The sequence below is a fragment of the Gordonia alkaliphila genome (assembly GCF_023017165.1).
Taxonomy (GTDB): Bacteria; Actinomycetota; Actinomycetes; order Mycobacteriales; family Mycobacteriaceae; genus Gordonia; species Gordonia alkaliphila.
In genome coordinates this window covers 3,046,163-3,068,285 of record NZ_JALKBW010000001.1, presented here as the reverse complement: position 1 = coordinate 3,068,285, position 22,123 = coordinate 3,046,163, and the positions used below count along the sequence as shown (strand labels likewise).

22 protein-coding genes, 7 tRNA genes and 1 pseudogene are annotated in these 22,123 nt (G+C 69.4%); 9 read left to right on the top strand and 21 right to left on the bottom strand.

The window, feature by feature from the left end:
- Positions 1-4: 4 nt before the first annotated feature.
- The 8 genes from MUG78_RS14005 to MUG78_RS13970 all read right to left on the bottom strand — a co-directional run bounded on the left by MUG78_RS14005 (position 5) and on the right by MUG78_RS13970 (position 5,724).
- Positions 5-676 carry a SecDF P1 head subdomain-containing protein gene (locus MUG78_RS14005; RefSeq protein WP_246995765.1) on the bottom strand — a complete coding sequence of 224 codons (672 nt, stop codon included), beginning with the start codon at positions 674-676 and terminating at the stop codon, positions 5-7.
- A gap of 8 nt (positions 677-684) precedes the next feature.
- Positions 685-1,065 carry a preprotein translocase subunit YajC gene (gene yajC, locus MUG78_RS14000; protein ID WP_246995763.1) on the bottom strand — a complete coding sequence of 127 codons (381 nt, stop codon included), beginning with the start codon at positions 1,063-1,065 and terminating at the stop codon, positions 685-687.
- 75 nt (positions 1,066-1,140) lie between these two features.
- The gene (gene ruvB, locus MUG78_RS13995) at positions 1,141-2,226 is read right to left on the bottom strand and encodes a Holliday junction branch migration DNA helicase RuvB (RefSeq protein WP_246995761.1); all 1,086 of its coding nucleotides are present in this window, start codon (positions 2,224-2,226) and stop codon (positions 1,141-1,143) included.
- Positions 2,223-2,819: a Holliday junction branch migration protein RuvA gene (ruvA, locus tag MUG78_RS13990; RefSeq protein ID WP_246995759.1), complete on the bottom strand. Its 597-nt coding sequence runs from the start codon at positions 2,817-2,819 to the stop codon at positions 2,223-2,225. Before ruvA ends, ruvB begins: the two co-directional genes overlap by 4 nt.
- Positions 2,816-3,418, bottom strand: a complete 603-nt coding sequence (ruvC, locus tag MUG78_RS13985; RefSeq protein ID WP_246995757.1) for a crossover junction endodeoxyribonuclease RuvC — start codon at positions 3,416-3,418, stop codon at positions 2,816-2,818. The genes ruvA and ruvC overlap by 4 nt, the downstream gene beginning before the upstream one ends.
- 79 nt (positions 3,419-3,497) lie before the next feature.
- The gene (locus MUG78_RS13980; RefSeq protein WP_246995755.1) at positions 3,498-4,253 is read right to left on the bottom strand and encodes a YebC/PmpR family DNA-binding transcriptional regulator; all 756 of its coding nucleotides are present in this window, start codon (positions 4,251-4,253) and stop codon (positions 3,498-3,500) included.
- Positions 4,254-4,270: 17 nt separating this feature from the next.
- The gene (gene pdxT, locus MUG78_RS13975) at positions 4,271-4,873 is read right to left on the bottom strand and encodes a pyridoxal 5'-phosphate synthase glutaminase subunit PdxT (RefSeq protein WP_246995753.1); all 603 of its coding nucleotides are present in this window, start codon (positions 4,871-4,873) and stop codon (positions 4,271-4,273) included.
- Complete coding sequence (locus MUG78_RS13970) at positions 4,870-5,724, bottom strand: acyl-CoA thioesterase (RefSeq protein WP_246995751.1); 855 nt, start codon at positions 5,722-5,724, stop codon at positions 4,870-4,872. Before MUG78_RS13970 ends, pdxT begins: the two co-directional genes overlap by 4 nt.
- A 54-nt stretch (positions 5,725-5,778) precedes the next feature.
- Here MUG78_RS13970 and MUG78_RS13965 point away from each other — a divergent pair, with 54 nt between their 5' ends.
- On the top strand, positions 5,779-7,719 hold the full coding sequence (locus tag MUG78_RS13965) for an acyl-CoA dehydrogenase family protein (protein ID WP_246995749.1): 1,941 nt from the start codon (positions 5,779-5,781) through the stop codon (positions 7,717-7,719).
- Between the two features lie 60 nt (positions 7,720-7,779).
- Here MUG78_RS13965 and MUG78_RS13960 read toward each other — a convergent pair whose 3' ends face one another.
- From MUG78_RS13960 to MUG78_RS13910, 11 genes and pseudogenes are all read right to left on the bottom strand, one after another.
- On the bottom strand, positions 7,780-8,565 hold the full coding sequence (locus MUG78_RS13960; protein WP_246995747.1) for a PP2C family protein-serine/threonine phosphatase: 786 nt from the start codon (positions 8,563-8,565) through the stop codon (positions 7,780-7,782).
- A 41-nt stretch (positions 8,566-8,606) separates the two neighbouring features.
- Complete coding sequence (gene pdxS / locus MUG78_RS13955) at positions 8,607-9,512, bottom strand: pyridoxal 5'-phosphate synthase lyase subunit PdxS (RefSeq protein WP_308221365.1); 906 nt, start codon at positions 9,510-9,512, stop codon at positions 8,607-8,609.
- 132 nt (positions 9,513-9,644) lie between these two features.
- Entirely contained in the window at positions 9,645-10,157 is a 513-nt protein-coding gene (locus tag MUG78_RS13950; protein ID WP_246995746.1) for a LemA family protein, read from the bottom strand.
- A 10-nt stretch (positions 10,158-10,167) separates the two neighbouring features.
- On the bottom strand, positions 10,168-11,292 hold the full coding sequence (locus tag MUG78_RS13945) for a glycosyltransferase family 4 protein (protein ID WP_246995743.1): 1,125 nt from the start codon (positions 11,290-11,292) through the stop codon (positions 10,168-10,170).
- Positions 11,289-12,188, bottom strand: coding sequence for a phosphatidylinositol mannoside acyltransferase (locus tag MUG78_RS13940; protein WP_246995741.1), 900 nt, complete (start codon positions 12,186-12,188; stop codon positions 11,289-11,291). The genes MUG78_RS13945 and MUG78_RS13940 overlap by 4 nt, the downstream gene beginning before the upstream one ends.
- On the bottom strand, positions 12,185-12,847 hold the full coding sequence (gene pgsA, locus MUG78_RS13935; RefSeq protein WP_246995739.1) for a phosphatidylinositol phosphate synthase: 663 nt from the start codon (positions 12,845-12,847) through the stop codon (positions 12,185-12,187). The genes MUG78_RS13940 and pgsA overlap by 4 nt, the downstream gene beginning before the upstream one ends.
- The gene (locus MUG78_RS13930) at positions 12,844-13,377 is read right to left on the bottom strand and encodes an ATP adenylyltransferase (RefSeq protein ID WP_246995737.1); all 534 of its coding nucleotides are present in this window, start codon (positions 13,375-13,377) and stop codon (positions 12,844-12,846) included. Before MUG78_RS13930 ends, pgsA begins: the two co-directional genes overlap by 4 nt.
- Positions 13,374-15,485: a threonine--tRNA ligase gene (thrS, locus tag MUG78_RS13925; protein WP_246995735.1), complete on the bottom strand. Its 2,112-nt coding sequence runs from the start codon at positions 15,483-15,485 to the stop codon at positions 13,374-13,376. The genes MUG78_RS13930 and thrS overlap by 4 nt, the downstream gene beginning before the upstream one ends.
- A 27-nt stretch (positions 15,486-15,512) precedes the next feature.
- Positions 15,513-16,832, bottom strand: coding sequence for a glycosyltransferase 87 family protein (locus MUG78_RS13920; protein WP_246995733.1), 1,320 nt, complete (start codon positions 16,830-16,832; stop codon positions 15,513-15,515).
- A gap of 185 nt (positions 16,833-17,017) precedes the next feature.
- Positions 17,018-17,200, bottom strand: a pseudogene (locus MUG78_RS18455) (PGPGW domain-containing protein); the annotation flags it as partial.
- A 275-nt stretch (positions 17,201-17,475) separates the two neighbouring features.
- Positions 17,476-17,547, bottom strand: a tRNA-Val gene (locus tag MUG78_RS13910).
- A 264-nt stretch (positions 17,548-17,811) separates the two neighbouring features.
- Here MUG78_RS13910 and MUG78_RS13905 point away from each other — a divergent pair.
- The 3 genes from MUG78_RS13905 to MUG78_RS13895 all read left to right on the top strand — a co-directional run bounded on the left by MUG78_RS13905 (position 17,812) and on the right by MUG78_RS13895 (position 18,113).
- Positions 17,812-17,884: transfer RNA gene (locus tag MUG78_RS13905), tRNA-Gly, on the top strand.
- Between the two features lie 55 nt (positions 17,885-17,939).
- Positions 17,940-18,013 (top strand) — tRNA-Cys (locus MUG78_RS13900).
- A 25-nt stretch (positions 18,014-18,038) separates the two neighbouring features.
- A tRNA-Val gene (locus tag MUG78_RS13895) sits at positions 18,039-18,113 on the top strand.
- Between the two features lie 304 nt (positions 18,114-18,417).
- On the opposite strand, the gene MUG78_RS13890 is transcribed toward MUG78_RS13895, so the two are convergent.
- Both MUG78_RS13890 and MUG78_RS13885 read right to left on the bottom strand, forming a co-directional pair.
- A complete protein-coding gene (locus MUG78_RS13890) occupies positions 18,418-18,897 on the bottom strand; it encodes an HNH endonuclease signature motif containing protein (protein WP_246995731.1) in 480 nt (159 codons plus the stop codon).
- Positions 18,898-18,949: 52 nt separating this feature from the next.
- A complete protein-coding gene (locus tag MUG78_RS13885; protein WP_246995729.1) occupies positions 18,950-19,396 on the bottom strand; it encodes a hypothetical protein in 447 nt (148 codons plus the stop codon).
- A gap of 471 nt (positions 19,397-19,867) precedes the next feature.
- On the opposite strand from MUG78_RS13885, the gene MUG78_RS13880 reads away from it, so the two are divergent.
- The 5 genes from MUG78_RS13880 to MUG78_RS13860 all read left to right on the top strand — a co-directional run bounded on the left by MUG78_RS13880 (position 19,868) and on the right by MUG78_RS13860 (position 22,111).
- A tRNA-Gly gene (locus MUG78_RS13880) sits at positions 19,868-19,940 on the top strand.
- Between the two features lie 50 nt (positions 19,941-19,990).
- Positions 19,991-20,064: transfer RNA gene (locus MUG78_RS13875), tRNA-Cys, on the top strand.
- A gap of 41 nt (positions 20,065-20,105) precedes the next feature.
- Positions 20,106-20,180 (top strand) — tRNA-Val (locus MUG78_RS13870).
- Positions 20,181-20,262: 82 nt separating this feature from the next.
- Positions 20,263-21,498: an esterase/lipase family protein gene (locus tag MUG78_RS13865; protein ID WP_246995727.1), complete on the top strand. Its 1,236-nt coding sequence runs from the start codon at positions 20,263-20,265 to the stop codon at positions 21,496-21,498.
- Positions 21,499-21,547: 49 nt separating this feature from the next.
- Positions 21,548-22,111 (top strand): GNAT family N-acetyltransferase, encoded by a 564-nt coding sequence (locus MUG78_RS13860; RefSeq protein WP_246995725.1) that lies wholly within the window; start codon positions 21,548-21,550, stop codon positions 22,109-22,111.
- Positions 22,112-22,123 lie beyond the last annotated feature (12 nt).

Sequence of the window (22,123 nt, the reverse complement as noted above, 5' to 3'; positions counted from 1 at the left end):
GTGGTCATCGGCGACCGGTGAAGGCGTTGGCCAGTGCCTTCGCCTCCTGTTCGGTGAAACTGCCGCTGATCTCCGTCGTCCCGAGGATCTGCGAGTTGATCGCGGCCACGCTGACCACCGTCGCGTCCAGCACCAGGGCCGTGCTGCGACCGATGTTGCGGCCGGTGTAGTCGGCCCAGACGTCACTACCGTCCGGGGTCAACGTCACCAACACCACCCATGCGCCCGCAGCCGTGCGGGCGGCCTCCGCCGACTGCACCGCGGAGCCGTCGAACACGGCGGGTTCGAGAAGGTAGACCGTCGCGCCGTCCTCGTCGCAGGTCACCAGGTATTCGTCGGGTGCTGCGGGGCCGCGGTCCGCGGCGCAGTCCACGTCGGCCATCTGCGACCGCAGACTGCCCAGTGCGGTCTCGTCGGCGTCGGCGCGCGCTTGGAGCAGTCCGGGGCCCTGTGCACCCGGGTCGGCCTCCCGCATGCCGTCGAGCGCCACCGGCCGCATCGCGACGCGTTCCGGCTGCCCGTTCGGCGCCGCGCTGGTCGCGGACGCGGCGGCAGCCGGGGCCTCGTCGTCGGCCGTCGAGGCGATGACGACGAGGACCACCGTGAGCGCCATCACCAGGACAGCCGCGACAGCTGTCAGCGGCTGCCACAGCGGGCGTCGGGTCGGTGCACTCATGGCGAGGGCTACTTGTCCTTCGCGTCGGGGTCGTTCGGCGTGTCCGGCGTGTCCGCAGGATCCTCGCCGGTCTTCTCCACGCCGGGGATGTCCTCGAGGGAGGTGTCGTCGGGCGTGTACTCGGGGGCTTCGTCGGCGATCACATCGCGGATGGCCAGGCGGTTCCACGTGGTGATGACGCCGGGAGCGATCTCCACCTCGACGGACTCGCCGCCGTCGTCGCTGTGCACGGTGCCGAAGAGGCCGCAGCTCAGCTGGATGCGGGCGCCGGGCACGGCCTGCGCTTTCAGTTCGTTCATCGCTTGGGTCCGCTTCTTCTGGTTGCGGAAGCTGATGAAGAGGAACACCACGAGAAGCGCCAGCATCAGCGGCAGCAAAAGTCCGTCCATGCCCCCAGTGTGCCAGGCGCGGGCGCACGGCCCTGTGGTCAGGGTCGGCGTCCGCCCCGTGACGTCCGGCCGCGCTCAGTCCTTGTCGAACAGCGTGGGATCGACGTCGTCGCGGGCGCGCACGCCCAGCGCCGGGTGCAACGCCCCCGGAGGCGGCGTGAGACCGAGGTGATCCCACGCGGCAGCCGTGGCCACGCGGCCGCGCGGGGTGCGCGCCACCATGCCCGCGCGCACCAGGAACGGCTCGCAGACCTCTTCCACCGTGGCCGGTTCCTCCCCGACCGCCACCGCGAGGGTGGACGCGCCCACCGGGCCGCCGCCGAAGCCGCGCACGAGGGCGCCGAGGACCGCGCGGTCGAGTCGGTCGAGGCCTAGCTCGTCGACGTCGTACACGGCCAGCGCGGCCCGCGCCCCGGCCAGGTCCACCCGGCCGTCGCCGCGTACCTCGGCGTAGTCGCGGACGCGCCGCAGCAGTCGGTTCGCGATGCGGGGCGTGCCGCGGGAGCGGCGCGCCACCTCGATCGCGGCCTCGTCGGACAGGGCGATGCCCAGGATCGACGCCGACCGGCGCAGCACGCGGACCAGTTCCTCGGGCTCGTAGAACTCCATGTGCGCGGTGAAACCGAAGCGGTCGCGCAACGGTCCGGTGAGCGCGCCGGAGCGCGTGGTGGCGCCGACCAGAGTGAACGGTGCCACATCGAGCGGAATGGAGGTGGCGCCCGGCCCCTTGCCGACCACCACGTCGACCCGGAAGTCCTCCATCGCCAGGTACAGCATCTCCTCGGCGGGACGGGCGATGCGGTGGATCTCGTCGATGAACAGCACGTCGCCGTCGACCAGGTTCGACAGCATGGCGGCGAGGTCGCCGGCGCGTTCCAGGGCCGGGCCCGAGGTGATGCGGATGGCCGCGCCCAACTCGGCGGCCACGATCATCGCCAGCGACGTCTTGCCCAGTCCGGGCGGGCCGGACAGCAGGATGTGGTCGGGCGTGCGGCCGCGGTTGCGCGCGGCGTGCAGCACGAGTTCGAGCTGCTCGCGCACCTTCGGCTGGCCGATGAAATCGCCGAGCGCCTTGGGCCGGAGGCTGTTGTCGAGCTCGGAATCGCCGGGCACGGCCATGGCGGCCATCAGTTCGGCGTCGTCGAGCCCGTCCCCGCTCATCCGCGCCGTCCGAGTCCGGCCAGCGCAGCGCGCAGTGCGGTCTGCGCATCGGCGTCCGGCTGTGCCTCGAACACCTTCGCGACGGCCTGACCGGCGGCGTTCTCGGTGAAGCCGAGACCGATCAGGGCCTCGGTCACCTGGCCGCCGACGGCCGTCGCCGGAGCGCCGGTCGGCGCGCCCGGAACGCCGGCCGGTGCGGCGACCTTGTCGCGCAGTTCCACCACGAGGCGTTCGGCCACCCGTTTGCCGATGCCGGGCACCGATTGCAGGGCTTTCACGTCGGAATCGGCCAGGGCGCGCCGCAGGTGGTCGGGTTCGAGGACCGCCAGCGTGGCCATGGCCAGCCGCGGGCCGACGCCGGTGACGGTCTGCAGCACGCCGAACAGTTCGCGCGCGTCCGGATCGAGGAAGCCGTACAGGGTCATCGAGTCCTCGCGGACCACCATCGCCGTCATCAGCCGCACGTGCTCGCCGCGGCGCAGCGTGGCCAGGGTCGGCGGGGTGGCCAGCACCCGATAGCCGACGCCCGCGCACTCGACCACCGTGTGATCGAGTGCGATGTCGATGATCTCGCCGGAGACCGAAGAAATCACTGCCCCACCGCTTCCTGTCGTGCTTGTGCCAGCCGTGCCTGCTCGAGTCGCGCCTGCTCCAACCGCCGCCGATGCGCTTCCTGGGCGAGTTTCGCCTGCTCCGCCGCGGCCGCCATCCGGTCGTTGACCGGGCCGCGCCAACAGTGGCAGATGGCCAGCGCGAGCGCGTCGGCGGCGTCGGCCGGCTTCGGCGCCTGCTGCATCCCGAGGATTCGGGTCACCATCATGGTGACCTGCGCCTTGTCGGCGCGACCGGAGCCGGTGACGGCGGCCTTCACCTCGCTGGGCGTGTGAAAGCGCACCGGCACCCCGCGCTGCGCGGCGGCCAGGGCCACCACGCCTGCGGCCTGCGCCGTGCCCATCGCGGTGCTCACCTGGCGCTGGGCGAAGACCCGTTCCACGGCCACCACGTCGGGCGAATGCGTGTCCATCCAGTGCTGGGCGGCCGCGTAGATCGCCAGCAGGCGATCGGGCAGCTCCATCGACGCGGGGGTACGCACCACGTCCACGTCCAGGGCCACCACCGCGCGACCGGCGCCGGACTCCACCAGGGCGATACCGCACCTGGTGAGTCCGGGGTCCACTCCCATCACCCGCACTGCGACACACCTCCGCTACTGACGAACAACTGTTCGATATCGTAGCGCACCGGTGCGACGATCGGTGGGAGCGGCGCGGTCAGTCGTTCTCGAGCTCGGCGAGGACCTCGTCGCTGATGTCGACGTTGGAGTAGACGTCCTGGACGTCGTCGGAATCCTCCAGTGCGTCGATCAACTTGAGCACCTTGCGGGCGCCGTCGGCGTCGACGGGCACCTCCACCGAGGCGCGGAAGTCCGGATCCGCCGAGTCGTAGTCGATGCCGGCGTCCTGCAGCGCGGTGCGCACGGCCACCAGGTCGGTGGGCTCGCAGACCACTTCGAAGTGGTCGCCGAGGTCGTTGACCTCTTCGGCGCCGGCGTCGAGCACGGCCATCAGGACGTCGTCCTCGTCGAGCTCGTTCTTGGGCAGCGTCACCACACCGCGGCGGGTGAACAGGTAGGCCACCGAACCCGGGTCGGCCATGTTGCCGCCGTTGCGAGTCATCGCGATGCGCACCTCGCTGGCGGCGCGGTTGCGGTTGTCGGTGAGGCACTCGATCAGCAGCGCCACGCCGTTGGGGCCGTAGCCCTCGTAGGTGATGTTCTGCCAGTCGGCGCCGCCGGCTTCTTCCCCGGCGCCGCGCTTGCGGGCGCGTTCGATGTTGTCGTTGGGGACCGACGTCTTCTTCGCCTTCTGGATGGCGTCGTAGAGCGTCGGGTTGCCGGCCGGGTCACCGCCGCCGGTGCGGGCCGCGACCTCGATGTTCTTGACCAGCTTGGCGAACATCTTGCCGCGCTTGGCGTCGATGACGGCCTTCTTGTGCTTGGTAGTGGCCCATTTGGAGTGCCCAGACATGGTTGGTGCGCCTTTCTTTAGAGCATCTCGACGAAGTATTGATGGACCCGCAGATCGCCGGTGACCTCGGGATGGAACGACGTGGCGAGCACGTTACCGTCTCGAACAGCGACGATACGCCCCGCCGCAGGTCCGGTCGGCACGGTGGCCAGCACGTCGACGCCGGAGCCGACGTCTTCGACCCACGGTGCCCGGATGAAGACGGCCCGCATCGGGTCGGCGTCGGGCCGGTCGGTGATTCCGGCGAAGGCGAGATCGGTCTCGAACGAGGCCACCTGGCGGCCGAAAGCGTTGCGGCGCACCGTGATGTCCAGTGCGTCGAGGTGGCGGGCATCTGCACGGGTGTCCAGGATGCGGGAGGCGAGCATGATCATCCCCGCGCACGACCCGTACGCGGGCAGCCCGTCGGCCAGGGCCGCGCGCAGCGGTGCGTACAGGTCGAAGACGCCCAGCAGCCGACTCATCGTGGTCGACTCGCCGCCCGGCAGCACCAGGCCGTCGACGGCGGCGAGCTCGGCGGCGCGGCGCACCGGAACGGCCCGCACCCCGCACGAGGTCAGAGCGGTGAGATGCTCGCGCACGTCACCCTGCAACGCCAGGACACCGACGGTCGCCGTCACTGGCCGCGCTTCATGATCGAGACCTGATCGGCGGGCACGTTGGAGCGGGTCAGCCCCTCCTGGGTCACCGCGGCCACCATCGCGCCGGACCGATCGAAGATCCGGCCCTGCGTCAAGGCGCGGCCGGCACCGGCCGACGGCGAGGTCTGGTCGTACAGGAGCCAGTCGTCGGTGCGGAAGGGCCGCAGGAACCACATCGCGTGATCGAGCGAGGCGGTCTGCGTCCGCGCCTCCGGGTGCGGGGTCTTCGACGAGCCCAGGAGCGTCATGTCGCTCATGTACGCCAGAGTGCACACGTGCAGCAGCTGGTCGTCGGGCAGGCGATCGCGGTAGCGGAACCACACGCGCTGCTGCGCGGCGAGCCCGGGCACGGGGACCAGCTGATCGCGCGGCACGATCCGGACATCGAAGTTCTCCCACTCGGCGAACAGGCTGCGCTGCGCCTCGCTCATGGTGTGGGCGTCGTCGGGCAGTTCCTCGGGCGTCACCGCCGACGGCATCCGGTCCTGGTGTTCGATGCCCTCGTCGCCCACGATGTGGAACGACGCCGACATCGAGAAGATGGCCTCGCCGTCCTGGACGCCGGTGACGCGCCGGGTGATGAACGAGCGTCCGTCGCGGATGCGGTCGACGAGGAACATCGCCGGGCGATCGGTCTTGCCCGGGCGCAGGAAGTAGCCGTGCAGGGAATGCACGGCGAAGTTCGGGTCGACGGTCTTGGTCGCCGAGATCAGGGCCTGACCGGCCACCTGGCCACCGAAGGTGCGCCGCAGTCCGCTCGGGAACACTCCGCCCCGGTAGATGTCATCATCGATCCGCTCGACGGCAAGGATCTCCTCGATACTCGGCACCGCTCGATTATCGCACCCGGCCCCCGTCGTTTCCGGATGGGTAGGTTGAAAACCATGACTGCGAACACCGACACCGCCCTGTCCGCATCCCTGCAAGCTGTTCTCGACGGCCGCTGGGCCGACACCCGCAAGGTGGTGCGCGACCATATCCAGGCCGCCGGCCTGGTCCCGCAGTCCGGCGTCCCGCTCGCCGACTACCGGGCCCGCATGCTCGAGGCGATGGCCGCCATGGTGCCGCTCGGCTTCCCCGCCCAGGGCTTCTCGTCCGACGACGCCCCCGGCGATCCGGGTGCGGCCATCACCGCGATCGAGACGCTCGGCTACGGCGACCTCTCCCTGATGGTGAAGGCCGGCGTGCAGTGGGGCCTGTTCGGCGGCGCCGTGGAGAACCTGGGAACCGCAGCCCACCACCGCGAATACCTGTCCGGCCTCATCGACCTCGACGTGCTCGGCTGCTTCGCGATGACCGAGACCGGCCACGGCTCGGACGTCCAGCAGTTGGAGACCACCGCGACCTACGACGCCGCGACGCAGGAGTTCGTCATCGACTCCCCCACCCCATCGGCACGCAAGGACTACATCGGCGGCGCCGCCGAGCACGCCCGCTACGCCGCGGTGTTCGCGCAGCTGCGCACCGCCGGTCCCGGGCAGGACCGGCAGGGGTACGGTGTGCACTGCTTCGTGGTCCCCATCCGCGACGAGGCCGGCCACGATCTGCCCGGCGTCACCACGTCCGACTGCGGGTACAAGGGCGGCCTGCCCGGTGTGGACAACGGTCGCATCGTCTTCGATCAGGTCCGCATTCCGCGCACATCGCTGCTGAACCGCTACGCCGACGTCGACCCCGACGGCACCTACCGCAGCCCGATCGAGTCGGACAACCGACGCTTCTTCACCATGCTGGGCACGCTGGTGCGCGGGCGGGTGACCGTCGGCGCGTCCGCCGGCGCCGCCGGGCGGCTGGCCCTGACCCTCGCGGTGAAGTACGCCCTGCACCGGCGCCAGTTCGAAGGACCCGGCGACGGCGGCGCACTGCTGCTGCTCGACTACCGGACCCACCAGCGTCGTCTGCTGCCGCTGGTGGCGCGCGCCTACGCCTTCGCCCTGGCGCAGAACGCGGTGACCGCGCAGCTGCACGAGGTGCAGTCGGTGCCCGCCGACACCGTCGACCCCGACGCGATGCGACGCCTGGAGTCCCGGGCCGCCGCCATCAAGGTGGGCCACTCGTCGTTGGCCTCGCATGCGGCGATCGAGGCGCGCACCGCGTGCGGCGGCGCCGGGTACATGGCCGAGAACCGCCTGCCGCTGATCCGCGACGACCTGGACGTGTTCACCACCTTCGAGGGCGACAACCTGGTGCTGACCCAGCTGGTGGCCAAGGACCTGCTGACCGCTTACGCGGCCGACGTCGACGACCTCGACACCGTCGGCTGGGTGCGCTTCGCCGCCTCGATGGCCCGCGACGTCGCGCTGGAGAAGACCGCGGTCCGGCAGATCCTGCAGTCGGTCCTGGACTCGTCGGACGAGGCCCCCGAAGACAGCGATCTCACCGACCCGGAGACGCAGCTCGCGCTGCTGACCGGCCGCGAGGACCACCTGGTCCGCACCGTGGCGGCTCGGCTGCGACGCGCGACCGACGACGACGCGGATGCCTTCGAGGTGTTCACCCAGACCCAGGACCACCTGATCAAGGCCGGTCAGGCGCACATCGACCGGCTGGCCCTGGAGTCGTTCCAGCACGCCGTCGAGGAGTTGCCCGCCGACAGCCCCGAGCGCGAGGTGCTCGCGACCGTGCGCGACCTGTTCGTCTACTCGACGCTGGAAGACGACCTCGGCTGGTTCCTGATGCACCGCTTCGTGTCGGTGGAGCGCGCCAAGGCCATTCGCCGCGGGGTCAACGACCTGTGCGAGCGTCTCCGGCCGCTGGCCGAGGACCTCGTCGATGCCTTCGGCGTGCCCGCCACCGCGCTCGACGTGCCGATGCTGCGTCCGTAGCCCCGCGGGATGCGGTCGACCCCGGGGCAGACGCGCCCCGGGGTCGATCGGTCTGGACTATCAGGCGGCCAAGCGAACCAGGACCACGGTGATGTTGTCGTGCCCGCCGCTGAGCAGCGCACACTCGATCAGCGACTCGGCGGCCACGGCCAGATCGCCGTCGGCCCCGGCCACCACGGCCTCCACCTCGTCGTCGGTGAGTTCGCCGTTGAGGCCGTCCGAGCACAGCAGCAGCACGTCGCCGGGCACCGCGCGCAAGGCGAAGTAGTCGGCCTCCGGCGTGGTCATTCCGGCGCCGAGGGCGCGCGTGATGACGTTGCGACGCGGGTCCACGCGGGCCTGTTCCGGGGTGAGGACACCGCTGTCGACGAGTTCCTGGACCTGTGAGTGGTCCACGCTCACGCTGCGCAGCCGGTCGCCGGTGATCAGGTAGGTGCGGGAGTCGCCGATGTTGAACGCCACCCAGTGCGGCTCGTCGTGCTCGGTGGCGAGCACGACGCCGGTGGCGGTGGTGCCCGCACGTCGCGCAGAGTCGCCTTCGAGGGCGCCGATGCGGTTCTGAGCCTTCACCAGCAGGCCCTCGAGCGCACCGGAGGTCTGCGCGAGCGACACACCCACCGGGGCGTCGGCGAGGGTCACGAGGGCCGCCTCGCTGGCGAGTTCCCCGCTCTCGTGTCCGCCCATGCCGTCGGCGAGCAGGTAGCGACCGGGTAAGGCGACCGCCGCGTCCTCGTTGGCCGGGCGCACCCGACCCACGTGGCAGGCCACCGCCCAGTCCAGACGGATGCCGTCGACCTCATCGGTACCACTGGCCGAGGTGTCCCGCAGGATCACCGCTTCGGTCATCGACACGTCCCCTTTACGCCGTCTGCTGCGATATCCGCGGATCACCAGCCGCGCTCAGCCAACCGGTGCGGCTGCGGAATCTCGTCGACATTGATGCCGACCATCGCTTCGCCGAGCCCGCGCGAGACCTGAGCCAGCACATCGGGGTCGTCGTAGAACGTGGTCGCCTTGACGATAGCCGCGGCGCGCTGCTCCGGGTTGCCCGACTTGAAAATTCCCGAACCGACGAACACACCCTCGGCACCCAGCTGCATCATCATCGCGGCGTCGGCCGGGGTGGCGATGCCGCCGGCGGTGAACAGCGTGACGGGCAGCTTGCCTTCGCGAGCCACCTCGGCGACGAGGTCGTACGGGGCCTGCAGTTCCTTGGCCGCGACGTAGAGCTCGTCCTCGGGCAGCGAGCCGAGCCAGCGGATCTGATCGCGCAGCTTGCGCATGTGAGTGGTGGCGTTGGAGACGTCGCCGGTGCCGGCCTCGCCCTTGGAGCGGATCATCGCCGCGCCTTCGGTGATGCGTCGCAGTGCTTCACCGAGGTTGGTGGCGCCGCAGACGAAAGGCACGGTGAACGCCCACTTGTCGATGTGGTTGGTGTAGTCGGCCGGGGTCAGCACCTCGGACTCGTCGATGTAGTCGACACCGAGGCTCTGCAGGACCTGCGCTTCGACGAAGTGCCCGATGCGGGCCTTGGCCATCACCGGGATGGAGACCTGCGCGATGATGCCGTCGATCATGTCCGGATCGCTCATCCGCGACACGCCGCCCTGGGCACGGATGTCGGCGGGCACGCGCTCGAGCGCCATGACGGCGACGGCGCCGGCGTCCTCGGCGATCTTGGCCTGCTCCGGCGTCACCACATCCATGATCACGCCGCCCTTGAGCATCTCGGCCATTCCGCGCTTCACGCGCGCGGTGCCGGTGGCGGGGTGGTGGTGGGCTCGGTGCGTCACGTAGTGACTCCTGAAACTCTGCGGTTGCGGCGGGCTGCCGCCTTCTGGTGACGTGGTCGGGAGATCAGACCTCCCTGAGTGCACGCCGTGCGCAACATTATTGCCGATGCACTCGGACACGCGCGCTGTGGGTCAGCTCGAACTCACTCGTTCGCTGATCTCGAAATAGTCGGGCGGTCGTGCGTGCCCGCCGAGCCGGAGGATCCGCACCATCCGGCGCCCGGCCAGCGTCCGCGCATCCCGGACCGAATCGTTGTAGAAGCGCCGCGCGATGCTCACCCGCGCCTGGGCGTCGGCCAGCTCGGCGGTCAGCGCCGACGGACGGTCCGCGGGGTCGGTCTGCGCCAGCACCGTGGTCAGCGTGTTCTCGGCGAACTCGCGGTCGGCGGTGTCGGCGTCCTCCGCACGGTCGGCGGCGGCCACCAGCGCCGTGCCCAGCTCCGCATCGCTGCTCGTCGACGCGATGGCCCGGGCGACGACGGCCCGGCGGTCCAGCGCGGCCAGCAGCGAGGCGCGCGCCAGGTCGACCCGCACGTACAGGCGGTTGAGGCGGGTGGCGCGGGTGGCAGCCAGAATGCCCAGCCAGATCAGCGCGCCGCCGCCCAGCACCACCGCGGCGACGAGGCCCCAGTCTCCGAGTGTCATCGCGGGCCGCTCAATCCGAGACCACCACGGGACCGGCGCCCAGCGTGACCGATTCGTAGACCTTCTCGATCTCGTCGGCCACTCGCGACCAGTCGTACAGGTCGGCGCGTCGGCGGCCGCGTTCGATCTGCGCTTGACGAGCCGCTTCGTCGTCGAGCAGGCCGATCACCGCGTCGGCGAGGGCACCGGGCGAGCCGGTCTCGACGAGGGTGCCCGCGGAGCCCTCGTCCAAGACGCGACCGAAGGCCACCAGATCGCTGGCCACCACGGCGGCGCCCGCGGCCATCGCCTCCACGAGCACGATGCCGAAGCTCTCGCCGCCGAGGTTGGGTGCCACGTAGACGTCGGCGCTGCGCAGCGCGCTCGCCTTGGTCTGGTCGTCGACCATCCCGAGGAACTCGAGGTGTCCGGCCAGGTCCCCGGCGCGTCGGGTGAGGGCCTTGCGGTCGCCGCCGCCGACCACCAGGACGGTGATGTCCGGATAGCGTTCGACGATGCGCGGCAGTGCGCGCATCAGGACGTCGATGCCCTTGCGGGGCTCGTCGAAACGGCCCAGGAACACCAGCGTGCGGCCGGGCCGCGGGAAGCCGTCGAGCAGCGACGCCTGCGCGAACTGGGCCACGTTGATGCCGTTGGGGATCTCCACGGCGTCGTTGCCGAGGGATTCCATCTGCCAGCGGCGGGCCAGTTCGGAGACCGCGATCTTGCCGGAGATCCGTTCGCGGAACTGGCGGAGCATGCCGTCGAACAACGACAGCCACAGCGATTTGGTGGTGGCGGTGTGAAAGGTGGTGACGATGGGTCCGGTCGCGACCATCAGCGACAGCATCGACAGGCTCGGCGAGTTCGGCTCGTGCACGTGCAGGACGTCGAACTCGTTGTCGGCCAGCCAGCGACGCAGTCGGCGCAGGCCCTTGGGCGAGAAGTTCACCCGGGACACCGAGCCGTTGTACGGGATGGCCAGGGCGGGCCCGGCCGAGTCGACGTAGTCGGGCAGGTCGGTGTCCAGCGCGGCCGGGGCCAGCACGCGCACGTGGTGGCCGCGGCGGATGAACACCTCCGCGAGTTCCACGACATGCGCCTGCACGCCGCCCGGTACGTCGAACGAGTACGGGCAGATCATCCCGATCTTCATCCCAGGCGCTCCCGGCGGGCGGCCGACCAGTCGGCCTCCCACAGCGGCTGCAGCATGTGCCAGTCGGCGGGCGCGGTGGCGATCCCGGCAGCGAAGGCATCGGCCAGGCGCTGGGTGGTGACGGCGACGTCGTCGTCCACCTCGACAGGCGTGAGCACCATCTGGGAGGTGTCCGCGTCCGGGTAGCTGTGGTGCACGGCGACCAGTGCGGCGCCGGTGGAGATCGCGAGTTTGGCCGGGCCCGCGGGAATGCGGGTGCGTTCACCGAAGAAGGTGACGGGCACGCCGTGGTCGGACAGGTCGCGGTCGCCCATCAGGCAGACCACGCCGCCGGCGCGCAGTCGCTGCGCGAGGATCTCGAACGGCGGCTGCTCGCCGCCGGTCAGCGGGAACACCTCGAAGCCGAGGGATTCGCGGTACTGCACGAACTGGTTGAACAGCGACTCGGGCTTGAGGCGTTCGGCGACCGTGGAGAACTGGCCGTGGTGGGCCACCAGCCACACGCCGCAGGTGTCCCAGTTCCCCGAATGCGGCAGCGCGAAGATCAGGCCGCGGCCGGCGTCGACGAGTTCGACGACCAGCGCGGTGTCCTCCGGCGACAGGTACGTCGTGGCGACGATGTCCGCCGGATCGGTGCTCGGCAGCCGGAACGCCTCGCGCCAGTACCGCGCGTACGACTGCAGCGACTGCTCCACCAGCGCGTCCGGCACCTGCTCGGGCGTCGTGCCGATCACTCGCGCCAGATTCTTGCGCAGCTGCTCGGGGCCGCCGCCGCGCGCAGCGAGCGTCCCGACGAGGTCGAAGCTCTTGCGCGCCACCGACTCCGGCGCGTGCCGGACCGCGGCCCAGCCCGCGCGGTAGCCGAGGTCGGCGATCCGCTCCTGCCAACTGGTCACGAGGCCGCCTCGGCGTCGTCTGCCGGCGGCGCCATCGGGATGAGTTCACGAGCGCCGGGCGAGGTGTAGATCGACCACATGCGTTGGCCGACGGTGATCACGCTGGCGACGGCGAGCACCCACATCGCGACATGGATCGCCCAGGACAGGTGCAGTCCGGGCATGTCGGTGAACCCGGCGCCGACCAGCACGATGATGAGGCGTTCGGGCCGCTCGATCAGGCCGCCGTCGCCCTGCAGGCCGGCCGCCTCGGCGCGCGCCTTGGCGTAGGAGATCACCTGCGAGGTGACCAGGCAGATCAGGGTGGCGACCAGCAGCCACGAATGCGGCTCGGCCACGGCGGCCCAGTAGGCCAGGGCGCCGAAGATCGCGCCGTCGGCAATGCGGTCGCAGGTGGCGTCGAGCACCGAGCCGAAGCGGGTGCCGCCGCCGCGCGCGCGGGCCATGGCACCGTCGATCATGTCGACCATGACGAACGCCCAGCAGACCAGCGCACCGATGAACAGGTGGCCCTGCGAGAACAGACCGATCGCGGCGGCGACCGTCACCACGGTGCCGAGGATGGTCATCGCGTCCGGGGTGAGCCCCATGCGGAGCAGGAAACGGCCGATGGGATCGGTCACCTTGGAGACGACGATGCGCCCCTTGAAACTGATCACTCGGACTCCCCCAGCGCCGTCCACGCCTGCGCCAGCAGGGCGCGGGTCTCCTGCAGCAACTGCGGGATCACCTTGGTGCCGCCGACCACGGTGATGAAGTTCGCGTCACCGGTCCAGCGCGGCACGATGTGCTGATGCAGGTGCTCGGAGAGCGACCCGCCGGCCGCCGAGCCGAGATTGAGCCCCACGTTGAACGCATTAGGATGCGACACCGACTTGATCGCGCGGATCGTGCGCTGCGTGAAGCCCATCAGCTCCGCCGATTCGGCGGGCGTCAGCTCCTCCAGGTCGGCGACCTGCCGGTACGGCACCACCATGGTGTGGCCCGGGTTGTACGGGTACAGGTTGAGTACCGCGTAGACCGCCTCGCCGCGGGCGATGATCAGGCCTTCCTCGTCGGACATCAGCGGGATGTCCAGGAACGGATGCCCGGTCAGCGGTGTGCCGTCCTCGGTGGTCCGCGGCGGCGGCGCCGAGGTGATGTAGCTCATCCGGTGCGGTGTCCACAACCGCTGCAGCGGGTCGGTCATCGGCGCTTCCTGGCCACCTCGAGCATGGCCCCCATCGTCTCGGCGGTCGGCGAATCGTTGCGGCGCGACTCCTCCCACTCGTCGATCGCGACGATGGCCTCGTCCACCGGCACGCCGTTGAGCTGGGTGCCGTCGCGGAAGCGGAAGCTCACCGCACCGGCCTCCACGTCGCGCTCGCCGGCCAACAGCATGAACGGCACCTTGGAGGTGGTGTGGTTGCGGATCTTCTTCTGCATGCGGTCGTCGGAGTGGTCCACCTCGGCGCGGACGCGGCGGCCCTTGAGACGATGCACCACCGACTCGAGGTGCGGCGCGAAGGCCTCGGCCACCGGGATGCCGACCACCTGTACGGGGGCCAGCCACACCGGGAAGGCGCCGGCGTAGTGCTCGGTGAGCACGCCGAAGAAACGCTCGATGGAGCCGAACAGGGCGCGGTGGATCATCACCGGGCGCTGCTTGGTCCCGTCGGACGCTGTGTATTCCATCTCGAACAGCTCCGGCAGGAAGAAGTCGAGCTGGATGGTCGACATCTGCCAGGTGCGGCCGAGGGCGTCCTTGACCTGCACCGAGATCTTCGGGCCGTAGAAGGCCGCGCCGCCCGGATCGGGCACCAGCTCCAGGCCGGAGTCCTCGGCGACGGTGCGGAGCGTCTCGGTGGCTTCCTCCCACAGCTCGTCGGTGCCGACGTACTTCTCCGGGTCCTTGGTGCTCAGCTCCAGGTAGAAGTCGTCGAGGCCGTAGTCCTTGAGCAACTGCAGCACGAAGTTGAGCGTGGTGCCCAGCTCCTCGACCACCTGGTCCTGCGTGCAGTAGATGTGGGCGTCGTCCTGGGTGAAGCCGCGGGCGCGGGTCAGGCCGTGCACCACGCCGGACTTCTCGTAGCGGTACACCGAACCGAATTCGAACAGCCGCAGCGGCAGCTCGCGGTAGCTACGGCCCCGCGAGTTGAAGATGAGGTTGTGCATCGGGCAGTTCATCGGCTTGACGTAGTAGTCCTGGCCGGGCTTGCGTACGGTGCCGTCGTCGTTGTACTCCGCGTCCAGGTGCATGGGCGGGAACATGCCGTCGGCGTACCACTCGAGGTGCTTGGACGTCTCGAACAGCTGCCCCTTGGTGAGGTGCGGCGTGTTGACGAACTCGTACCCGGCGGCGGCGTGCTGCTCGCGGGAGTAGTCCTCCATCTCCCGGCGGATGATGCCGCCCTTGGGGTGGAACACCGGCAGACCCGAGCCGAGCGCGTCGGGGAAGCTGAACAGGTCGAGTTCGCTGCCGAGACGACGGTGGTCGCGCTTCTCGGCCTCGGCGAGCAGGTCGAGGTAGGCGTCCATCGCCTCGGTCGACTCCCACGCGGTGCCGTACACGCGCTGCAGGTCGGCCAGGCTCTGGTCGCCGCGCCAGTAGGCGGCGGAGCTGCGGGTCAGCGTGAACGCCGGAATGTACTTGGTGGTCGGCACGTGCGGGCCGCGGCACAGATCGCTCCAGATCACGTCGCCGGTGCGCGGATTCAGGTTGTCGTACGCGGTGAGCTCGCCGGCGCCGACCTCCATGATCTCGTCGTCGTCGGCCGCGCCCTTGTCGTCGATCAGTTCCAGCTTGTACGGCTCGCCGGCCAGTTCGGCGCGGGCGGCGTCCTTGCTGTCGTACACACGGCGGGAGAAGCGCTGACCGGACTTGATGATCTGCTTCATCTTCTTCTCGAGGGCCCGCAGGTCCTCGGGGGTGAACGGCTCCTCGACGTCGAAGTCGTAGTAGAAGCCGTCCTTGATGGGCGGGCCGATGCCCAGCTTGGCGTCCGGGTTGATCGCCTGCACCGCCTGCGCCAGCACGTGGGCGGCCGAGTGCCGGATCACGCTGCGGCCGGCCTCGGAGTCGGCGGTCACCGGCGCGACGTCGGTGTCGACGGTCGGCGCCCACGCCAGGTCACGCAGCGTCCCGTCGGTTTCGGCGACGACGACCACGGCCTGCGGCCCCTTGTTGGGCAGGTCCAGCTCCCGCATGGCGTCGCCCGCGGTAGTGCCGGCCGGGACCCGGAAGGACTCCGGTAGTGCGACTCGTTCGGGCGCGGCTTGGTCGGGCACGGCGGGGACTCCTCGGTGTTCTGCGCTCATCAGCGCGTTCTGCGCTGATAGGGGTGGTCAGGACGACGCCACCGGCGCGGCGACGTCGTTCGGCTTGAATCGTATCGGGTCGACACGGGCCGTCCACCACAGCGTGACAACCAACGTCGCGAGAAACACCCAAAGGTAGGCGCCGGCACCGATCACGGCGACGGCCGTGTCCCATCCGCTGCCGCCCGGCGACCAGAAGAGCCGGTAGCTGCCGAAGCGCCAGCGCTCCACGCCGTCTTCGAGCACGCGGACCCGCCAGGTGTAGCCGATCGCGGCCACCGCCGTCGGCGCCAGCCACCACAGCCACGTCCACGGGCGGTCGCTGCGCGCGGCGTCGGTCGCCTGCACCAGCGCGAGGATCAGCAGCGGCACCAGCCAGATCCAATGATGTCCCCAGGAGAACGGCGAGACCGCGCAGGAGGTGAGGCCGGTCAGCGTGATCGCCAGCATCTCGGCACCGGCCCGGTACGCCCGCCAGGCGACGTAGAGACCGAGCACGGCGAGCACCACGCCGACCGGCAGCCACAGCCAGGTGGGCGCGTGCCAGACGCCGACGGTGCTCATCCGGGCGAAGAAGCCGTTGAACGACTGATTGGCCACCGCGTCGAGCGGACCGATCCGGGAGGTGTCCTGACCGATCCCGGTCCAGAACTCGGCGGCCTGTCCGCGGAGGACGACGAAGCCGAGCGCGACCGTCAGGGCGAAAACGACCAGCGCGGTGACCAACGCACGCCACTGCTTGGTGACCAGGAGATAGCCGGCGAAGAACAGCGGCGTCAGCTTGATGCCGGCCGCCAGTCCGACGCCGATCCCCCGCCAGCGACCGAGCGGCAGGGTGAGGCAGCCGACCACGAGCACCGCCAGGACCAGGTTGATCTGGCCGTTCCAGATGGTGGTGCGCACCGGTTCGAGCAGGGTGGCCGCCACCGTGAGCGCCACCAGCGTGAGCCAGAAGCGGCCGTCGCGGCGGAACCGCAGTGCGCGCAGCGTGAGGAAGATCAGCAGCAGCAGGCAGAGCACGTTCACGGCGTTCATCAGCCGGAACGCCTCGTACGGTCCGAGCAGACCCAGCGGGCTCAGCACCAGCGCGGCGAACGGCGGATAGGTGAACTGCCAGACCTTATAGACCGGCTCGCTGTACAGCGGGGTGTCGTGCAAGACGGCGAGCGCGCCACCGCGGTAGACCTTGGTGTCGACCCCGTTGGTGAACAGCCCGTAGCCGGGTTCGGTGAGCGGGAGGTACCAGAGGTGCCAGGCAACGGCCACGAGGGCGAGCACGCACGCGACCACCACCACCGGGGTGGCGATAGAGCGGAGCGGGCGGGGTGCGCCCGGATCGTCGTGCACCAGCCGAGGATACGCCCGAATCCCGCGACACCCCGCGGGGCGCGCCGCAGTCCGGCCGCGGGCGCGTCATCCCATGATCGGCCCGCGCAGCCAGTGTTGATCGACGCCGAACCACGACGCGGCGGTGCCGATGATTCCGAACAGCCACAGTGGTGGCGTACCCAGTCGTATCCGCGGCGCACCCAGTGGCTGAGCCGCTGTGCCCAGACGAATTCCGACGACAGGACGGCCACGCCCAGGAAGATCAGGATCCAGCCGAAGCCCGGCGTCGGCAGCGGCACCAGGAGGGCGCCGCACAGGATCATCAGGGTGCCGACCGCCCCGACCCCCGCACGATAGGCGCGGTTCCAGTGCGGATTCAGGCGCATCTTGTAGCGCTCCTGGCGGAACCGGATCTTGATCCGCAACCGACGCGAATGGGATCGACGACGAGGCTCTGCCAACGGCTCTGCGCCCGGTGGCGACTCTGCGCTCATCGACTCCCCTGCAATCCTTCTCGTGGAGCCCGACTACACCGGAAAGCCCGCCGTCGCCATTCGGCCCGAAGCCCCCAAAACCGTCCGCACTTCGCTTCGAGAATCCATCGTTGAGCCGACAACGAAACAGCCCCTCCGCAAGCGAGTTGCGAAGGGGCTGTGCACGGTGGTCCCGGCTGGGATCGAACCAGCGACCTTCCCGGTGTGAACGGGACGCTCTTCCACTGAGCCACGGGACCGTGTTGCGTGTTCCGGGTTTGACTCCTTCACACGAGGAACGAGATTACACACCGATCCACCGGCCGCCAAATCCCGTGCTGACGCCCGGCTTGCGGGTCTATTTCGCAGCGGTGTCGCGGCCATTCGGCCGTCGATCGGCGATCACGCTGCAAAAACACATGCATGTAAGTCGCTGACCTCCCGATTTGTGTAACCGACGGTGGGGTGATTAATGTTCTGTTCCGTTGGTGAGCAGCAGTCCACAAGACGAAGTTCACCAGCGTGCGGATGTGGCGCAGCTGGTAGCGCATCACCTTGCCAAGGTGAGGGTCGCGGGTTCGAATCCCGTCATCCGCTCGACAGCGAGCACGTCTCGCTCTGCGAGATCGTGCCCGTACGGTGAAAGAACCGTGGTGACGTGGCCGAGTGGTGAGGCAACGGCCTGCAAAGCCGTGCACACGGGTTCGATTCCCGTCGTCACCTCCAACTGGAGGACAACTTCATCAATCCCGCGCGATTAGCTCAGTGGGAGAGCGCTTCCCTGACACGGAAGAGGTCACTGGTTCAATCCCAGTATTGCGCACCACTTCGAGATCGAGGTCCGGCACCCGCCGGACCTCGATTTTGCTTTCCGGGCCTCGATGTCACTGGACATCGACGGCCGGCCGAGCCCACGCCGCCGCCTTCCCATGGCGATCCTGCGGCGCGGGCTCCTTCTTCGCTATGGACTTCTCAAACAACGCATCGCGTCAGAAGCTCGGCCTCCGACACGTCATACAGGTGGTTCAGATACAGCAACCTCGCCGATCAGCAGACTGATCTTGCCTGCGACGAGTCTCGTGGGCGGACAGGGTCTTCTCGTTCGTAGCGCGCGTCGGCACCGGCCGCGGTCAGGCAGCGCCGGGCAACAACGTCAACGTGCGCCGCGCATTCGATGGGATCGCCTCTCGCCGCCGCTTCGGATGCTCCAGATCCGCGGGCGGGACGAACCACGGGTGCCGGTCGTGCCCGATGAACACCTCCCACCCGCTCTGATGAATCAGCATGTGATGACGGCGGCACAGCAGCACACCGTTGTCCAAACAGGCCTGGCCACCGTGCTTCCAATGCTCCGCATGGTGGGCTACACACATGATCAACTCCGCCGTCCGCGCCGAGATCGGCCCGGCGAAACCGAGCCACGGCACCTGCGCCTCCACGTCGGAGAACGGAATCCGCACCACCCGACACGGCCCGACACCCGCCGCCGAATCGATCGGTTGCCCGTTCACGATCACCGCGGCAGGCACCGACAACGTCACGTGTGGCAACACACCCCCGGACTCCGGCCGCTCCGAATGCGACAGATAGGTCCGAACCACCTGCGTCATGGCGTCAGCTCGCCGCCGCTTCGCCGACCGCTTATCCTCGGAGCCATCCGGCTCACAGATCCACGCGATCGGTGACGTGCGTCAGTCCGGTCACCACCGCATCGGCCTTCTCCGCCGACAGCGCACCATCCCGCATGCCGCGCGTCACCGGCCCCGCGCCCTCGTCCGCCATCGCCTTCCCCAGGCGGACGGCCCGATACGCCACCGCGGGCGCCGCATCGAGTTCGGTCAGGATCGCCGCCGCCGACCGCACGTGCTTCCGAGCGGGCAGCCCCACGGCCTCGATCCCCGCACACACCGCAGCCAGACCGTGGTCGACCACGTTCCGCAGGCGCAAGAACGCGGCGGCGAGCGCCAAGAGTTCCCGGTCGTCGGTCACCGCCCGCAGATGGGCCAAGAAATGTGCGAGGCCGCCCGCCGATTCGGTGCCGGTAGCGACACCGACGGCCAGGTCGTCCGACAACAGATCGGTGAAATCGGTCAGTATTGCTGCGTCCATATCGGACCTCTCCGGGTAGCGAGAAGACAGCGTTTGCGCTGGTCGAGTCACGTCTCTCGTGAAGAAGCGACCACTCAACACATCGAACATCAGTTCGTTAGAAGAAGGTACCGCCGACGTACGACAATCTGGGATCCGAGACCCCGACGGCCCAGTTCACTGTCACCGGCGGGCCCTCCTTGGTCATATTGACCAAGGAGGCCTCGTATATGACAGCGAAACCTCCGCCCACCCCCGGGCGCCGCGTGACTTTGCTCATAATCGCAGCCACTCTCGGTCCCCGCCGTCAAGCTGAGCGCCCGCGGCCGAGTCGGCGATCCCGGCCGGCCTCCGACCCTTCCGGCAAACTTTTCCCAGTTCAGAGAGATTGAACTCACGCCACCGAACCCCGGTTTGCTTTTGCGGACATCACCCCGCTAGTGTTTGTTCTCGCCGGTGAGCAACAAGGTTCACAAGACCGTTCACCGACATGCGGATGTGGCGCAGCTGGTAGCGCATCACCTTGCCAAGGTGAGGGTCGCGGGTTCGAATCCCGTCATCCGCTCGGAGCGAGATTTCTTCGCAGCGAGGATCGAGCAATCCTTTCTCGCGCTTGGTGGCGTGGCCGAGTGGTGAGGCAACGGCCTGCAAAGCCGTGCACACGGGTTCGATTCCCGTCGCCACCTCCACTAAGCAGTAGAATCTGCCTCAGCACAACTGCACAGATCCCGCGCGATTAGCTCAGTGGGAGAGCGCTTCCCTGACACGGAAGAGGTCACTGGTTCAATCCCAGTATTGCGCACCAGAACGAGGGCCCGGACATCCGTCCGGGCCTTCGTCGTCGCTCCCCAAATCAGCAATCAGTGCACAGGCGTACACTGAGATTCATGATCGACGCCACCGAGCAACGCCGCGCAGAAGTCGGCGCTCTCACCGAGCTCGGCCTCACCGAGGCCGCCCAGGCCGCCGCCGGGGTGCACCGAACGCACCGGGCCATCTCCGATCGCGTATTCGCCGCCGTCCGCCGCGGCGTCGGGCCTACGGCGACCCGCATCCAGCGCGTGCACGACCCGATCACCGACGGGATCTACCGCACCATCGACGCCACCGTGACCACCGCCGCCCAGCTCGGCGGCCGGTGGGCCGACCTCCCCCTGTCCACACCGCCCTCGACCACCACCCGCGGCGCCGGGATCATCGGCGTGGTCCACGGCCTCATCGGGGACGAGCTCGACGCCAAGCAATCGACGTTGGCCGCGAACAACCTCTCGGTCCGCGTCGCCGGCCGGGCGGTGACCCCGGACGCCGCGGGCCTGGCACAAGCCTTCCCCCGCGCAACCCGCCGGATCGCCGTCTATCTGCACGGTTTGGTGGAAACCGAGCACGCGTGGCGACTCGGTCAGCGCACGAGCGCACCGTACGAACTGCACCTGACCAACCGCGGCGTCACCAACGTCTTCATCCGCTACAACACCGGCCGCCGCATCTCGACCAACGGCCACGATCTCGCCGAACTGCTCGACGACCTCGTCCGCTTCTGGCCCGTCGACGTCGACGACCTCACCCTCCTCGGCCATTCGATGGGCGGACTGGTGGCCCGCAGCGCCGCCCACCACGGGCGCCAGGCCGGCCATCTGTGGCCGGACCGGGTTCGCACGTCCATCAGCCTCGGCACACCGCACCTGGGCGCCCCGCTGGAGCAACTGGCGCACCACGCGAGCGCCGCCCTGACGACGCAGCCGGAGACCGACGCCCTCGGTCGGCTGCTGCGTCGTCGTTCCGCCGGAATCCGCGATCTGCGGGCGGGATCGTTGCTCGACGACGACTGGCTCGACAGAGATCCGGACAGCCTCGCCGCCGCGGTGGCCGCCGACGTCCCGCTCCTCCCGGGCGCGGACCACTACTTCGTCTGGGCAACCCTGGCGCGCAACCCCCGCAACCCCCTCAGCCGGTCGCTCGGCGACGGTCTGGTCCTGCACCACAGCGCCAGTGGGCGCAACCGCACCCGCAACCTCGGCTTCGACCCGGCCCACGGCTTCCACCGCGCCGGCGCGCACCACATGACCCTGCTGAACGACCCCCAGGTGGCCCACCAGCTCATCTCCTGGATCGACCGCGACTGACGACGGACCCCGAGGCCTTCCGCACTGACAGCTCGGCCAGAATGGAGCCATGCACCACGACGCCGCTCCGGTCATCACCACCGTCACCGATCCGGCGTTGGCCGACGAGATCGCGGCGGTGGCCGCGGCGACGTTCCCGCTGGCCTGCCCGCCGCACATCACCGCCGAGAACATCGCCGTGCACATCGCGAAAGCCCTTAACCCGCAACGGTTCTCGGAGTGGATCGCCGCCGACGACGTCGACGTGATCGTGGCGCAGGCCGGCCCCGACGGCCCGGTGATCGGCTACACCCTGCTGCTGCACCGCCCGCCGGAGGCCGACGACGTCCGGGCCGTGGTGCCCGGCGCGCAGATCACCGAGATCTCCAAGATGTACGTGGTCCCCGACCACCACGGCACGCAAGCCAGCGGGCAGCCCGCCCACCTACTCATGGACGCGGCCCTGGCCGCGGCACGACAGCACGGCTCCACACGAGTGTGGCTGGGCGTGAACCGCGGCAACGAGCGCGCACAGCGCTACTATCGGAAGATGGGCTTCACCGTCGCCGGGCCCCGCACCTTCGATCTGAACGGCACCGTCGAGCACGACTACGTGATGACCCGCACGCCCTGAACGGCGCACACC